Annotated in this window: 11 protein-coding genes; 8 read left to right on the forward strand and 3 right to left on the reverse strand. The window is 50.0% G+C overall.

The window, feature by feature from the left end:
* Positions 1-12: 12 nt before the first annotated feature.
* The 3 genes from uxaC (at position 13) to QP860_RS04605 (ending at position 4,547) form a co-directional block, all read left to right on the forward strand.
* Positions 13-1,446 carry a glucuronate isomerase gene (uxaC, locus tag QP860_RS04595; RefSeq protein ID WP_284912256.1) on the forward strand — a complete coding sequence of 478 codons (1,434 nt, stop codon included), beginning with the start codon at positions 13-15 and terminating at the stop codon, positions 1,444-1,446.
* A 502-nt stretch (positions 1,447-1,948) separates the two neighbouring features.
* Entirely contained in the window at positions 1,949-2,683 is a 735-nt protein-coding gene (locus tag QP860_RS04600; protein ID WP_210382804.1) for an amino acid ABC transporter ATP-binding protein, read from the forward strand.
* Between the two features lie 691 nt (positions 2,684-3,374).
* Positions 3,375-4,547 carry a hydroxymethylglutaryl-CoA synthase gene (locus tag QP860_RS04605; RefSeq protein WP_284912257.1) on the forward strand — a complete coding sequence of 391 codons (1,173 nt, stop codon included), beginning with the start codon at positions 3,375-3,377 and terminating at the stop codon, positions 4,545-4,547.
* Positions 4,548-4,605: 58 nt separating this feature from the next.
* Here QP860_RS04605 and QP860_RS04610 read toward each other — a convergent pair whose 3' ends face one another.
* On the reverse strand, positions 4,606-5,940 hold the full coding sequence (locus QP860_RS04610) for a hydroxymethylglutaryl-CoA reductase, degradative (RefSeq protein ID WP_284912258.1): 1,335 nt from the start codon (positions 5,938-5,940) through the stop codon (positions 4,606-4,608).
* 424 nt (positions 5,941-6,364) lie between these two features.
* Positions 6,365-7,846, reverse strand: a complete 1,482-nt coding sequence (thrC, locus tag QP860_RS04615; protein WP_284912259.1) for a threonine synthase — start codon at positions 7,844-7,846, stop codon at positions 6,365-6,367.
* Positions 7,847-8,058: 212 nt separating this feature from the next.
* On the opposite strand from thrC, the gene QP860_RS04620 reads away from it, so the two are divergent.
* Positions 8,059-8,697, forward strand: coding sequence for a 50S ribosomal protein L25 (locus tag QP860_RS04620; protein ID WP_070619204.1), 639 nt, complete (start codon positions 8,059-8,061; stop codon positions 8,695-8,697).
* A gap of 412 nt (positions 8,698-9,109) precedes the next feature.
* On the opposite strand, the gene QP860_RS04625 is transcribed toward QP860_RS04620, so the two are convergent.
* Positions 9,110-9,901, reverse strand: a complete 792-nt coding sequence (locus QP860_RS04625; protein ID WP_070619207.1) for an ABC transporter ATP-binding protein — start codon at positions 9,899-9,901, stop codon at positions 9,110-9,112.
* 344 nt (positions 9,902-10,245) lie between these two features.
* On the opposite strand from QP860_RS04625, the gene ilvB reads away from it, so the two are divergent.
* The 4 genes from ilvB (at position 10,246) to ilvA (ending at position 14,814) form a co-directional block, all read left to right on the forward strand.
* On the forward strand, positions 10,246-11,955 hold the full coding sequence (gene ilvB, locus QP860_RS04630; RefSeq protein ID WP_070619210.1) for a biosynthetic-type acetolactate synthase large subunit: 1,710 nt from the start codon (positions 10,246-10,248) through the stop codon (positions 11,953-11,955).
* Positions 11,955-12,254, forward strand: a complete 300-nt coding sequence (locus QP860_RS04635; RefSeq protein WP_070619212.1) for an ACT domain-containing protein — start codon at positions 11,955-11,957, stop codon at positions 12,252-12,254. The genes ilvB and QP860_RS04635 overlap by 1 nt, the downstream gene beginning before the upstream one ends.
* 79 nt (positions 12,255-12,333) lie before the next feature.
* A complete protein-coding gene (gene ilvC, locus QP860_RS04640; RefSeq protein ID WP_070817380.1) occupies positions 12,334-13,344 on the forward strand; it encodes a ketol-acid reductoisomerase in 1,011 nt (336 codons plus the stop codon).
* 210 nt (positions 13,345-13,554) lie between these two features.
* Positions 13,555-14,814, forward strand: a complete 1,260-nt coding sequence (gene ilvA / locus QP860_RS04645) for a threonine ammonia-lyase IlvA (RefSeq protein ID WP_070619217.1) — start codon at positions 13,555-13,557, stop codon at positions 14,812-14,814.
* Positions 14,815-15,142 lie beyond the last annotated feature (328 nt).

Genomic DNA, 15,142 nt, shown 5'->3' on the forward strand with positions numbered 1-15,142 from the left:
GGCAAACCATTTATGCCATTTATTAATGACGACTTTATGTTACAGAGTGAAAGCGCCAAGCACCTCTACCATGACTTTGCAAAAGATATGCCAATCTATGACTTCCACTGCCACTTGAGCCCACAAGAAATTGCGGAAGACCATGAGTTCGAAAACGCTACCGAACTCTTCCTCGGTGGGGACCACTACAAATGGCGCGGTTTACGTGCTATGGGCTATCCCGAAGAATTAATCACTGGGGATGCCTCAGCTGAAGATAAGTTCAAGGCATGGGCTGAAACCGTTCCAAATACGATCGGTAACCCACTCTTCCACTGGAATGCACTGGAATTGAAACGTTACTTCGGCATCGATGAAATCTTATCAGAAGATAACTGGAAAGAAATCTATGACAAGGTTAACACTAAATTACGTGATGAAAAATTAACCGCGCGTCAGTTGATCAAGAATTCTAACGTGACCTTCATCTGTACGACTGACAACCCATTCGACAGCTTGGAATACCACAAACAAATTGCGGAAGATGATTCCTTTGACGTCGACGTGGTACCTGGCTTCCGTCCAGATGGGGCCTTCAAGGCAGGGGAAGAAGCCTTCGTTGACTTCTTAGCTAAGATGGAAGAAGCGAACGGCATCCACATTGATTCCTTCGCTAAATTAATGGAATCCTTGGAAGACCGGATTACATTCTTCGGCGAACATGGTTCTCACGTGTCTGACCACGGCTTGAAAGTCTTGGCTTATGCTGACTCAACTGAAGAAGAAGTCGAAGACATCTTCCAAAAAGCAGCTAAGGGCCAAGCTTTAACGGAATTAGAATACGCTAAATTCCAAAGTGCCCTCTTAGTGGAATTGATGAAGATCTACAAGCGTGAAGACTTTGTATTCCAAATCCACTTTGGTGCCATCCGTGATAACTCAAGCCGCATGTTTGAAAAGACAGGCTTTGACTCTGGTTTAGACTCAATCAACGACCAAGGCAATGTGGCAGAAGCCCTCAACCGTCTCTTAGACGCTGCGGACAAGACTGACGAATTGCCTAAGACCATCATCTACCCATTGAACCCAACCTACTTCGACCTCGTTGCAACCACCTTGGCTAACTTCCAAGGCAATGAAGACGGTCAGAAGAGCCGTTGCCAATTAGGTTCTGGCTGGTGGTTCAACGATACCAAATACGGTATGTTGAAACAATTCAAGTCTTATGCTGAAGCTGGTCTCTTGATGAACTTCGTCGGCATGTTAACCGACTCCCGGAGCTTCACTTCTTATACCCGCCATGAATACTTCCGTCGCCTCTTCTGTGACTACATTGGCGACTTGGTTGAACGTGGTGAAATCCCTAATGATGACGCCCTCTTAGAGAAGCTCATCACCAATGTCTGCTACAACAATGCGGTAAACTTCTTCTACGACGAAGAAAAAACCGTCGAAATTGGCAAATAACTTGCAAATTTCATAGCATTCGCTACAATAGAAGTAGCTAAAGAATGACAGAAGGGAGGACACTTACGAATGACTAAGCCAAAGCAAAGCCTAGTGAGTGTAACCCATTTCGACCATTCTTTATGCCCAAAATCTTATATTGTCAAATCCAACTAGTCCAGTTTATGCTGGGCTAGTTTTTTCTTATGTGCAGGAAGGAGTGACTGGATTGTTCTTGCTTTTCAATAAATTTCAACAGAAAGGTTAAGGTGATCCAATGCCAATCAAGGCCGTATCTCGCTATTAGGCGTTACATAATAAAGATAATAAAGAAAGAAGACCAGCTGGGTGGCTGGTCTTTTATTTCGAGGCTTTCTATATCTCACACCCTTATCTAATCGCTTCGAAAGAGCAGCTTGACTTTTTTACTGGAAAATGTCAAGAATAGCTGTCAGTTTGCTAGATATTTGTTATAATAGGACTACTTTAATTAAGAGAATGATGAGAAAGCGAAAGGATGATCATGATGGATAAAGTCGTCGTAAAAGGGCTGAAGAAGAGCTTTGGCGATAATGAGGTTTTGAAGGACATTAACTTTAAGGTAGCTGAAGGGGAAGTGGTTTGTGTGATTGGTCCTTCAGGTTCTGGGAAATCGACCATGCTGCGTTGTCTGAATCGCTTAGAAGATATTGACGCTGGGGAAGTGATTGTCGACGGGGTCAATATTTCCGATCCTTCCATCGACATTAACAAGGCCCGGGAAAATGTGGGCATGGTTTTCCAACAGTTTAACCTATTCCCACACTTGACGGTCCAAGAGAATATTGCCCTGGCACCGGTGGAATTGAATAAACTGACCCAGGCTGAGGCGGACCAAAAAGCCTTAGAACTCTTAGAAACAGTGGGCTTAAGGGACAAGGCAGACGCCTATCCTAACTCGCTCTCCGGGGGCCAACAGCAGCGGGTGGCGATTGCACGTGCCTTGGCGATGAGTCCAGACTTGATGCTCTTCGATGAACCGACTTCCGCCTTGGACCCAGAAATGGTTGGGGACGTGCTGGAAGTAATGAAGGACCTGGCCGAAGAGGGGATGACCATGGTGATCGTGACCCACGAAATGGGCTTTGCCCGCGAGGTGTCGGACCGGGTTGTCTTCATGGATGGGGGCTATATTGTCGAAGAGGATGTCCCAGAGAAACTCTTCAGCCAACCTGAAAACGAACGGACTAAGAGCTTCTTGGACAAGGTGCTGCATTAATCATAATATGCTGCTCATGAGTGGATGCCAAGCTGATTTTTCTTTGCTGATTATAGAGTCGGTGAGGAGGGAACTGTGCGATGAGCTGCTGTTTGCTCTCGGGGTTTACGAATGCAAATTGCCGACCTGCTATCTGCTTTCAGAGCTCTCAAGTGCAGATTGGCGAGCTACTATCTGCTCTCAAGACTCGCGAGCGCAAATTGGCGATCTGCAAATTGCCCTCAGAGCTCCTGAGCACAAATTGCCCCCAGCTCTTGCCTCCTGAAATGGCTAAGGATCAACTTCAATGCTCCAATCCTGCTCACAAATAGACGGTTAAATATCTTTTATCTACAAGCTGTTAAATTTTTAATTCACTAATGCTAACAAGTAAAGCTGGAAGTAAAAATCCAGCTTTTTTTGCTTCTTTACTAAATGGTGCTAATGAGCCTGCCTTGCACTGTTGAATTTGGGCCTTGAATGTTTAGAGGATCAATATTAAATTATAGCCTTTTGTACTTTGTCCGTCAGTCATTGACGCTCCAGTGCTTTAGACCTGACCAAGTTTCGCAAGTTGCCCTCTTCTTTACCAGTTCTTAAATAAGATTGGTACATATTTGCCGATAAAGATGATAAAATAACAATTGACTATATGACGATCACTGGGAAGTTTCCCAGGCTTTTAAATTAATCAAGTATGGGAGAAGATAGTATGCAGAATTTAGCAGTGGGTATTGATAAGATGGATTTCTATGCGCCAGGTTATTTTGTCGATATGGCGAACTTAGCCCAAGCGCGCGGGGTGGATCCTAAGAAGTTTAATGAAGGGATCGGCCAGGACCAAATGGCTGTGCCCCCAATTACGCAAGATATCGTGACCATGGGAGCCAATGCGGCTGACTTCTTGACGGAGGAGGACAAGGCGGCCATCGATATGGTTCTCGTGGGGACGGAGAGCGGGATTGACCAGTCCAAGTCTTCCGCTGTCTACATCCACCACCTGCTCGGCATCCAGCCCTTCGCCCGGTCGGTGGAGCTCAAGGAGGCCTGCTATAGCGCGACCGCTGCCCTCCACCTGGGCCTAGACTATGTGCGCACTCACCCTGAGCGAAAAGTCCTTGTCCTGGCTTCCGATATTGCCCGTTATGGCTTGGAAAGCTCTGGCGAAGCGACCCAGGGGGCAGGGGCAGTGGCTATCCTCCTCGCAGCCAATCCCCGCCTCGCTGTTGTCGACTCAGACTCTGCCTTCATGACGGAAGACGTGATGGACTTCTGGCGGCCTAACTATACGGACAAGGCCATGGTGGACGGCAAGTTGTCTCTCCGCCAGTACACCCATGTCCTCGAACGGGTCTGGGACAAGTACCAAGCAGAGACAGGTTTGAGCTTGGATGATTTCGAAGCGGTCTGCTTCCACCTGCCTTATACTAAGATGGGGCTCAAGGGCCTCCGCCGCTTGATGAAGGGGGCCAGCGATGAGAAGAAGGATAGCCTGCGGACCTATTTTGAAGCTAGCGAACAGTACAGCCGGCGGATCGGGAACGTCTACACTGGTTCCCTCTATCTCAGCTTGATCAGTCTCTTGGACCAAGCCGAGAGCCTCAAGCCCGGTGACCGGATCGGCATGTATAGCTATGGTTCGGGTTCGGTGGGTGAGTTCTTTAGCCTGACCCTAGCGGAGGACTTCCAGACGGGGCAACACAAAGCAGCCCACGAAGCCTTCTTGGACCAACGTGAAGAGGTTTCGGTAGACCGCTATGAGCAAATGTTTAATGACCGTCTGCCGAGTGATGGTAGCCAGTTAGACCTGACGCCGTCCCATCCGAGTGAGACTTACTATGTCCAAGGTATGGCCGACCACCAACGCCATTATGGCAAGCAATAAAAACAATGAAAGACCTCTGCTAGGATTTCCTGGCAGAGGTCTTTCATTGTTTCTTAGGTTAGTGGTCGCTCTTATCTTGTCGGAGCTCAGCCAACAGTTCACGGGCCTTTTCCTGGTTGATGGTGGAGCTGTCAGCTAGGGCACTGGCCAGCTGGGCAACTTCTTCGCCTTCAGCTCCGACCTGGATGGCGATGGACCGGGCGTGGAGGGCCATGTGACCGGACTGGATGCCTTCAGAGACTAGGGCGCGTAAGGCGGCTAGGTTCTGGGCCAGGCCAATGGCGGCGATGACCTGCATGAGCTCTTGGGCGGGCAAGTGACCGAGCGAGTCCTGGCTCAGCTTGGCCTGGGGATGGATGCCAATAGACCCGCCCACGGTCCCCACAGCTAGGGGCAGGCAGAGCTGGCCGTGGAGGGTCTCTTTATCTTCGTCGTAGGACCAAGTGGCTAGCCCGCGGTAGGCGCCGTCCTTCACGGCATAGGAATGGGCGCCGGCTTCGATGGCCCGCCAGTCATTGCCCGTGGCGAGGACGACCGCATCGATCCCGTTCATGATGCCCTTGTTGTGGGTGGCTGCCCGGTAAGGGTCGACTTGGGCTAGGTCGCTAGCATAGGCGATCCGCTGGGCCACCAGGCTGCCGGCAAGGCCGGGTCGGCTGAGCTTGCGGGCAGGGATTTCACATTGGACCCGAACCAAGCACTGGTCGGCGTGATTGGAGAGGATGGCCATGAGGGGATCGAAGAGGGGGGCTTCATCTTCAGCCAGGGCCTGGTTGAGGGCCAGGCAGCTTTGTTCTTTGACGGCTTCCAACATGGTGTTCATCATATTAGCCCCCATGGCTTCCTGGGTATCGACATCCAGGTAGATGAGATAGAAGCCCCGACCCTGATAGCTATAGTAGGCAGAGCGGACAGCGCGTGGGCCGCCGCCGTATTTGAGGATGGCGGGATAGGCAGACTTGGCCCAGTCTAGGATCTCCTCTTGATGGTTATCGACCCAGTCCGTGAAGGCCGCTTCCAGGTCGACATTATCGGGGCCAGTCAGGCAAACCTGACCCGTCATTAAGCGCGAAATAACTTCCGCTTGGAAGCCCGATCCGGCATTCACAATTTGTCCGGCGAAGTTACTGGCTGCTACCACACTAGGTTCTTCGGTCACCATGGGCACGATATAGGCCCTATCATTGACTTTCAAGTTCAAGCTCAGGCCCATGGGAATCTGGTAGGTCGTGATGACATTTTCGATCATCTGGTCGGCCATCTCCAGGGACATCCCTTCTCTCTCGGCCAGGGCTTGGCAGGTCTCAGCAGCTAGGATGCCTGCTTCTTCTAAGACCTGCCAGCGCTCGGCCAGGGTCTTTTTATGAAAATGTCGCCAAATTTTTTTGCTCATGGTGGATTCGCTCCTTTATTATCATTGCCTTAAGTATAATATATTCCCTGTCTTTAGACAAAAGATTGGGGGAGGTTGAATGGTAGAGATAAGCATCCCTTGTGCTGTTGAATTTAGTCGGCTAAGCCTCAGTCCGGGCTTTTGATTGGGGCTTGAGAAGTGGCAAGCCACACTTGAGGGATCCAAGTGTGTGTAAGATTTCATGAAGCCGCACTCTAAGTCTCCGATTATGTGTTGGGACTTATCAAGCCACACTTTAAGTTCTCAATTGTGTATAGGATCTAATCAAGCCACAATTTGAGCTTACACTTGTGGCTTCAATTATGTTTCAAAATAATAATTCAGAGAAATCTTATCCCTTCAATAAAAATGCCCCAAAGCAGACTCACGATAGCGCTCTGGGGGAATTTTTGTTTGTCTAATTTTAATCTTTCACAATCTTCAGCACTTCCGCTTCCATCTGGTCGATGGCCAAGATTTTTTTGTCGCGGATGTCGGCGGACTCGAGTTCCTGGATGGCTTGGGGGTAAGGGACCCCGCTCAGCTCGCGCAGCTTGGCCAGACGTTCGCTGATTGAGGCTTGGTCGGCGTCTTGACCGATGGCTTGGAGGACGGTGGCCGGGAACTTATAGGGGCTAGCGGTCGATACGATGACACCGGCCTTGGCGCCTTCCGTTTGGTCCAGGTACTTGCGGTAGCTCCGTGAGGCCACTGCGGTATGGGGGTCCATGAGATAGTCATTGGCTTCGAAGGCTTGCTTGATTTCGTCCTTGGTTTCGTCTTCGCTAGCAAATTCCCCACTGATGCCTTGGAAGGCTTGGAATTCTTCCGCGGTGACTTGGTAGAGGCCGTCCTGGTCGAGCTGGGACATGAGGGCGGTCAAGTGGTCGCTATTGTCACCCAGGGCATGGTAGAGCATGCGCTCGAAGTTGGAGGAAACCAGGATGTCCATGGAAGGGGAGATGGTCAGCTTGAAGTCACGTTTACGGTTGTAGGTCCCGGTCTGGAAGAAGTCATAGAGGACCTTGTTGTCGTTTGAGGCACAGATTAAGTGATTGACGGGCAGGCCGCAGCGTTGGCCGTAGTAGGCAGCCAGGATATTGCCGAAGTTGCCGGTAGGGACCGTGAAGTCGATGGCTTCTCCGGCTGTGATGGTGCCTGCCTTAACTAATTGGGCATAGGCATAGAAGTAGTAGACCACCTGGGGTAGGAGCCGGCCGATATTCATGGAGTTGGCTGAAGAGAACTGGGTGCCTTGGTCAGCCAGTTTTTGGCGGAGGGCAGGGTCGTTGAAGAGAGCTTTGACCTGGGTCTGGGCATCGTCAAAGTTTCCCCTAACAGCGTAGACATAGGTGTTAGCGCCTTTTTGGGTGAGCATCTGCTTCTCTTGGATATCGCTCACGCCGCCTTCGGGATAGAAGACAGCGATCTTGGTTGAAGGCACATCCGCGAAACCAGCCATAGCAGCTTTTCCGGTGTCCCCGGAAGTCGCAGTCAGAATAATAATTTCCTTGTCGTTGTGGTTGATTGCCGCCGCCTGGGTCATTAGGTGGGGCAGGATGGATAAGGCCATGTCCTTGAAGGCGATAGTCGCACCGTGGAAGAGTTCCAAGTGATAGCGGTCGCCAACTTTGACTAGGGGTGCGATCTTTGGATCATCGAATTTGTCGTCATAGGCAGCTTCGATACAAGCACGGAGGGCCTCCGGACTGTAGTCGTCTAGGAAGGGGCCGAGGATGAATTCAGCCATCTCTTGGTAGGAGTAGTCCTTGAGCTGGTCCCAATCGAGCTCGAATTGCGGGAAGGATTGAGGAACATAGAGGCCGCCGTCTGGTGCCAGGCCCTGGAGAATGGCCTGGGAAGCACTGACAACTTGCTTAGGATTGCGGGTAGATTGATAGTACATGCTGGGTCTCCTTTTTAATATTTTTGAGTTGATTCTAATAGTTATATCATAATTGAATTTTATAGACATTTGCAACTGTATTCTTGCAAAATTATGCTATAATGAGGATACATCGGATTATGATTTGAAGACTTGAAAATAGTCTATTGCTTATGATAAGATTAAAAAGTATCTATTTTTAGGTAAACGAATCGATTTCAGGAGGTAAATACATGAAATTTGTAGCAAAGAAACGTGAAGCTGCAGGGACAAACGCATCTAAGAAATTACGTCAAGAAGACTTAGTACCAGGCGTTGTTTATGCAAGCGACCTTGAACCAATCAACATCAGCATGGAACGTGCTGACGTGGAATTAATCGAACGCGAACTCGGGATCAACTCTGTCTTCGAACTCGAAGTTGAAGGCGGAGAAACACGCACCGTCTTCTTACGTGATATCTCACGCGCAGCCTTGAAGCCAATCATCTATAATGTCAACCTTCAAGCCATCAAGAAGGGTGAAAAACTTGAAATGGATATCCCAGTTTACATCGAAAACGAAGACAAACTGGCTAACCCAGACGGCGTAGCAGCCTTGAACTTCTTCGAAGTAACTGTTGAAATCGACCCAGCTACCGCACCAGAATACATCGTAGCTGACGTTGAAGGCTTAGACATCGGTGAAAACATTACCGTTGGCGACTTGACCTTCGAAGGCATCGAAAACGCTGAAATCCTCACCGACCCAGAAGAAGTCATCGTTTCCATCGCTGTTCCAACCGAAGAAGCAGAAGTTGACGAAGAAGTCGTTGAAGCAGAACCAGAAGTTATCAACGAAAAAGAAGCTAAGATCGTAGAAGAAGACGACTAAAACAGGGTGTGAAGACTCATTCAAACCCCATTATAAGAATGTGACAAAAGTCAGTGTACTGACTTTTGTGACCGATTAAAAAAAGCTGGAGCTACTCCAGCTTTTTTTGATGCCTGTTGATAACATAATTTTAAGCAGATAGCTAAATTTTTAGAGACCAGGGAGACTTTTGAGGAGATTCGTCACTGCAACCCACACTCGGAGCGTCTGACTGTGGGTTGATACTTAGCAACCCACACTCGCGGTGTCTGAATCTGGGTTAACGCTTCTCAACCCACACTCGCGATGTCTAAATGTGGGTTAACGCTTTTCAACCCACACTCGCAACCCCGAATGTGGGTTAACAGCTCTCAAGCCACACTTGCGCCTTCCCAATGTGTCTCGCTACTCCCTAGTCTAGCCCCAGCCCCTATTAACGCGGCACAACCAAGACGCGCTGGTCCTTGTAGGGGAGGCAGTCGACGGCTTGGCCGTAGAAGTCGGTCAGGAGCTCATCTTGGAGCATGTCCTGGCGCGAGCCCTGGGCGAAGACTTGGCCTTCTTTGAGCAGGAGGACGTGTTGGAAGAGCTGGCTGATGTCTTCGCTCCGGTGGCTGATCATGACCAGGCTCAGGCCCTCTTCCTGGCTGACTTCACCGAGAAATTCTAAAAGTCGTTCCCTAGCGAAGAGGTCCAGGGCATTGAAGGGTTCGTCTAAGATCAGGAGTTCCGGCTTGGTCATGAGACCGCGGAGGATGAGGATCTTTTGTTTCTCACCCTGGGAGAGGGTGGCAAAGGGGCGGTCAGCTAAGTCCTGGCAGTCGAAGCGGGCCAGAAGCTCTTGGGCGGCCAGTTTTTCCTTGGGGCCGACTGCCTGGTAGAGACCGAAGCTAGCGAAGAGGCCGCTCAGGACGATCTTTAGGACCGAGTCATTTTCGGGTAGGCGGTATTCCAGCCAGGAGGACACCAGGCCGATCCGCCGTTTCAAGCGGGAGATATTGGTTTGGCCGAAGCGTTCGCCGAGCACGGTTACTTGGCCGGCGCTAGGCCAGTCATAGCCGCTCAGAATATGGATCAGGGTGGATTTCCCTGAACCGTTGAGACCGAGCAGGGCCCAGTGTTGGCCGGGACGAATTTCGAAGTTGATATTTTTTAGGATGGGGCGTCCTTGCCGGTAGTAACTGACATTTTTTAGGCTCAGGACGCTGTCATTATGTTGGGTCATGGGTCTACCTCCTTTTTACTCTTAGTCTTATGATAGCATGAAATCAAAGATAAAAACCACTTTCATAAGAATTAAATGATAATATTCTAATAAATTGTATTGACAAATGAGACGAGGCTCAGTATAATCAATTTATCGATTAAGAAAGGAGTCCCACTCATGAAAATGTCAAAGAATTTTAAACAAGTGAATATTTTAGTCATTTTACACAGCTAGGACTGGACTGATTGAGATCAGCTTCGAGTCCTATTCGGCTTTGTAGAGTGGGACATAGCATCCCATGCAAGCATTGGGGTGCTTTTATTTTAACTAAAGTGTAAGTAAGCAGAAGGATGGGTGGTTTAATGGCAAAGGAAGAAGAGACAAAGCAGGGTATGCAAGTCCTTGTTGAAGCCTTGAATGAAGAAGGGGTTGATGTCATATTCGGGTACCCAGGAGGAGCGGTCCTCGATCTTTATGACCAATTCTTCAAGAACGGCACCAATCACGTCTTGGCCCGGCATGAACAAGGGGCGGGACACATGGCAGATGGCTATGCCCGGGCGAGCGGCAAGACCGGCGTCAGCGTGGTCACTTCAGGACCGGGGGCAACCAATATTGTCACGGCTGTGGCAACAGCCCAGATGGATTCGGTACCCATGGTTGTTATTTCCGGTCAGGTAGCTCAGGCAGGAATTGGCAAGGATGCCTTCCAGGAAACGGACGTGATCGGTGTCATGACGCCGATTACTAAGTATTGTGTCCAAGTACGTGATGCCCGTGATATTCCACGGATTATTAAAGAAGCCTTCTATATCGCCAATTCAGGGCGGAAGGGTGTTGTGGTGGTTGACATTCCAAAGAATGTGGGCCAGCAGATGGTAGCTGTTTCCGAGCTGAACACAAAGATCTACCTGCCCGGTTACCAGCCTGAAAAGCAGCAGAAGATTACGAATAATGAGCATATTCAGAATATTATGGAAGCGATCCAAGCTAGTGAAAAACCCCTCCTCCTTGTGGGTGGCGGGATTGCCAAGGCCGGTGCGGAGGAAGACCTGCGTGAATTCGTCCATACCCATAAGATCCCAGTCGTTGCGACACTCTTGGGCTTGGGAGCGGTCGACAGCAAGGATCCTTACTTCCTTGGCATGGGCGGGATGCACGGTTCCTATGCAGCTAATATGGCGCTGATGACTACCGACTGCCTGATCAATATCGGGTCCCGCTTCGATGACCGGGTGGCTTCCGTGCCGGACAACTTTGCGCCAGGGGCTAAGATCATCCACATCGACATCGATGCTTCGGAGATTGGTAAAGTTATCCAACCCGACTACGAACTGATCGCAGATGCCAAGGTTGCCCTGGAAGCCCTCAATGCGGCCGCCCTATCCAATTACCAGTCCTCAGCTGATTGGGTGGCCTTCCACAAGCAGAACTTGGCTGACCACCCCATGGCCTTGCCAGCAGCCCGGTCGACCATCCGCCCTGAAGCAGCCATTGCCTACCTGGGTGAGAAGACCGATGGCGAAGCCCTGGTGGTAACAGATGTGGGCCAGCACCAGATGTGGGCCGCCCAATTCTACCCGGTCCGCCACACCCAGCAGTTCCTGACCAGTGGTGGTTTGGGGACCATGGGCTATGGCATCCCCGCAGCGATTGGGGCAGCCTTTGGGGCTAAGGAAGGTCAGGATGTCGTTGCCATTGTGGGTGACGGGGGCTTCCAAATGACCAACCAGGAACTCAATATCCTGTCTGCCTATGATGTGAAACCTAAGTTCATGATCTTGAATAATGAAGTTCTGGGCATGGTTCACCAATGGCAGGATAAGTTCTATGGCCAACGCTACTCGCATTCTGAATTCTTAGATAAGAATCCAGACTTCGTGAAGTTATCGGAAGCCCTGGGTGTCAAGGCGGCTCGAGTGAGCGATCCCGCTGAGATGGAAGCGGCCATCGACGCCATGCTGGCCTATGATGGGCCTTATGTCCTTGAAATTCGAATTGCCAAGGATGAATTGGTGCTCCCAATGGTTCCAGCAGGTAAGCCCAATAATGAAATGGAGGGATTAGGCTAATGGAATCTCGTATCATTCAAACCCGGGTGGTGAACCGGCCAGGAGTTCTTAACCGGATTACCCAAACGGTCCTCAAACCAGGTTACAACATCGATACCCTTACTTTGCAATATGCCGGGGGTTCAGCTGATTCCAGTGCTGAATTTTCCATCATTACCCTGGGCATTCAATTTGCTGACCAGGCGGCAGCTGAGCTCTTAATGAACCAGCTTGAAAAGCAGATCGATGTCATCTACGTGGTCGATATCACAGACGGTCTTCCCAACGATCAAGAGCGCGAAGACCAATCCATTTATTAGGTAGTAACTTACTCTTTGGAGTAAATAATAATTACTATGGCAACCCTCGCGGTGTCTAAAAAATTAGGAGGAAATAATTATGGCTACAATTTATTATGAAAAGGATGTACAAAACAATGCATTAGAAGGCAAGAAGATTGCCGTTCTTGGTTACGGCTCACAAGGGGGAGCGCACGCTAAGAACTTACGCGACTCTGGTCAAGATGTCATCATCGGCCTTCGCGAAGGGAGCTCAGCTGACCGTGCCCGTGAAGATGGCTTCGACGTTTTCTCAGTGGCTGAAGCCAGCAAGCAAGCCGATATCGTGATGGTACTTTTACCAGACGAAATCCAAGCTGATGTATATGAAAATGAAATCAAAGATAACTTAGAAGCAGGCAATGCCTTAGCCTTTGCCCATGGTTTCAACGTCCACTTCGGCACCATCAAACCAGCAGAAGATATCGATGTCTTCATGGTGGCTCCTAAAGGCCCAGGCCACTTAGTTCGCCGCGAATTCGAAAACGGCTCAGCTGTTCCTGCCTTGGTTGCTGTTGCCCAAGACGCAACAGGCAAGGCCCACGACATCGCTTTATCATGGGCTGACGGCATCGGCGCAACCCGCGTTGGTGTTCTTGAAACAAGCTTCAAGGAAGAAACGGAAACCGACCTCTTCGGTGAACAAAACGTTCTGATGGGTGGGGTGACCCACTTGATCGAAGCAGGCTTTGAAGTCTTAGTTGAAGCAGGCTACCAACCAGAATCTGCTTACTTCGAAACTTGCCACGAAATGAAATTAATCGTTGACTTGATCTATGAAGGTGGGATGTCCCACATGCGTCAATCCTGCTCAAATACTGCAGAATACGGCGACTATGTGACTGGCCCACGCGTCATCGGCCCAGAAGTCAAAGAAGCCATGAAAGAATCCCTCAAACGCATCCAAGACGGCGACTTTGCCCGTGAATTCGTGAATGACTACAAGAACGGCTTCCCAGAATTCCACAAGATGCGTGAAAAAGAAGCCAGCCACCAAATCGAAGAAGTGGGCGAAGAGCTTCGCGATATGATGCCATTCGTTAAGAAGAATAAAGTCGACACTAAGAATTAATTCAAGAGAGTGTGACAAAAGTCGGTTAGGCCTGAACCACTTCAGGACTGACTTTTGGAACAGGTTTTTGGAAAAATTCGTGGTTAAAAAAGAGACTGGGGTTTTACTCCAGGATCCAGTATTAATTCAAGCGACCGTAAAGTGAGAAGGATTGCCTATTAAGCGGTCCTTCTTATCTTTCCGTCACTTGATTTGGAAGGAAGGTATTTTATGTCTGAATTAGTCAGCAAAGAAGAGGTCCTCGACGCCTATCGTAGCTTGCGCCAAGACCTCCCCCAAACCCCACTGCAATATGATAGTTATTTATCTGAGAAGTACCAAGCCCGTATTTACTTGAAGCGCGAAGACCTGCAAGTGGTCCGGTCCTTCAAGATTCGCGGCGCCTACTATGCCATCAACCAACTCTCAGATGAAGACCTGGCCAAGGGTGTGATTTGTGCCTCGGCCGGTAACCATGCCCAGGGTGTGGCCTATACCGCCCAGAAAAAAGGCATCCAGGCTGTGATCTTTATGCCAAACACCACCCCTAATCAAAAGATTAGCCAGGTCCAATATTTCGGGGGCGACTTTGTGGACATTCAGATTAAAGGCGATACCTTCGACGAAAGTAATCGGGCAGCCCACGCCTATGCCAAGGAACATGGGCTCAGCTTCATCGAACCCTATGACGACTTAGACGTGATGCGTGGCCAAGGGACCCTGGCGGTGGAAGTCCACCAAGACCTGGTGGCTGAAGGCCAACAAGCCGACTACTTCTTAGTCCAAGTTGGGGGTGGCGGTCTGATCTCCGGCGTTTCCGCCTATGTCAAAGAGGCTATGCCTGATACCAAGGTTATCGGGGTGGAACCCAGCGGCGCAGCTTCCATGAAAGCAGCCTTGGATGCCGGTGAGCCTACCGCTCTGGAGCGGGTCGATAAGTTCTGCGACGGGACAGCAGTCGGTGAAGCCGGCCAACTCACTTTCCAACACGTTAAGGCTAATGTGGACGATATCTGCCTGGTCCCAGAAGGCCTAGCTGCCCAAGCAATCTTGGAACTCTATACCAAGCAAGCGATTGTTGCTGAACCCTCCGGCGCCCTGACGGTTGCCGCCCTCGAGCTTTTAGCCGATGACATCAAGGGTAAGACCGTGGTTTGCCTGATCTCAGGCGGGAACAATGACATCAACCGCATGGCCGAAATCGAAGAAAAGGCCCTGATCTACGAAGGCATCAAGCACTACTTCATCGTCAACTTCCCCCAAAGAGCCGGTGCCCTGAGAGAATTCGTTACCGACGTCCTCGGCCCCGGCGACGACATCTCCGTCTTCGAATACACCAAGCGCAAGAGCCACTCCAGCGGCCCCGTCCTTATCGGCATCGATCTCGCCGAAGCCGGCTCCATCCACGCCCTCAAAGACCGCATGGCCACCTTTGACCCCAACTATATCGACATCTCAGAAAACTCGACACTGTATCAATTTTTAGTGTAGGGTGTGAGAGGATGCGGGAGAAAGGGAGCTCTGGAGTAAAAGGACAGAGAAGGCTGCAAGCCTTCGACGTCCTTTTGCGAAGAGGAGCCCTTTCTGCATCATCGAACCCGACTAGATAGGGTGTGAGACTTGGTGTATAGCTTTCGAATATCAAAATCTCCTCCAGTTATTGCTGGGGGATTTTTTATATGAAATTATAAAACTAATGTGGAAAGTAACGGACAAAAGGGCAGAGGGTATGTCCGTATCCTGGCCAGAAACTGCCACATCGCAAGAGAAGATACAGTATCTTAGCCAGAAACTGCCACATCGCAAGAGAAGATGCAGT

It is taken from the genome of Aerococcus sp. UMB1112A, assembly GCF_030230715.1.
Classification (GTDB): domain Bacteria; phylum Bacillota; class Bacilli; order Lactobacillales; family Aerococcaceae; genus Aerococcus.

Coding starts and splice junctions, on each gene's coding strand:
- uxaC (WP_284912256.1), top strand. CDS start 13: ATGCCATTTATTAATGACGACTTTATGTTACAGAGTGAAAGCGCCAAG.
- QP860_RS04600 (WP_210382804.1), top strand. CDS start 1,949: ATGATGGATAAAGTCGTCGTAAAAGGGCTGAAGAAGAGCTTTGGCGAT.
- QP860_RS04605 (WP_284912257.1), top strand. CDS start 3,375: ATGCAGAATTTAGCAGTGGGTATTGATAAGATGGATTTCTATGCGCCA.
- QP860_RS04610 (WP_284912258.1), bottom strand. CDS start 5,940: ATGAGCAAAAAAATTTGGCGACATTTTCATAAAAAGACCCTGGCCGAG.
- thrC (WP_284912259.1), bottom strand. CDS start 7,846: ATGTACTATCAATCTACCCGCAATCCTAAGCAAGTTGTCAGTGCTTCC.
- QP860_RS04620 (WP_070619204.1), top strand. CDS start 8,059: ATGAAATTTGTAGCAAAGAAACGTGAAGCTGCAGGGACAAACGCATCT.
- QP860_RS04625 (WP_070619207.1), bottom strand. CDS start 9,901: ATGACCCAACATAATGACAGCGTCCTGAGCCTAAAAAATGTCAGTTAC.
- ilvB (WP_070619210.1), top strand. CDS start 10,246: ATGGCAAAGGAAGAAGAGACAAAGCAGGGTATGCAAGTCCTTGTTGAA.
- QP860_RS04635 (WP_070619212.1), top strand. CDS start 11,955: ATGGAATCTCGTATCATTCAAACCCGGGTGGTGAACCGGCCAGGAGTT.
- ilvC (WP_070817380.1), top strand. CDS start 12,334: ATGGCTACAATTTATTATGAAAAGGATGTACAAAACAATGCATTAGAA.
- ilvA (WP_070619217.1), top strand. CDS start 13,555: ATGTCTGAATTAGTCAGCAAAGAAGAGGTCCTCGACGCCTATCGTAGC.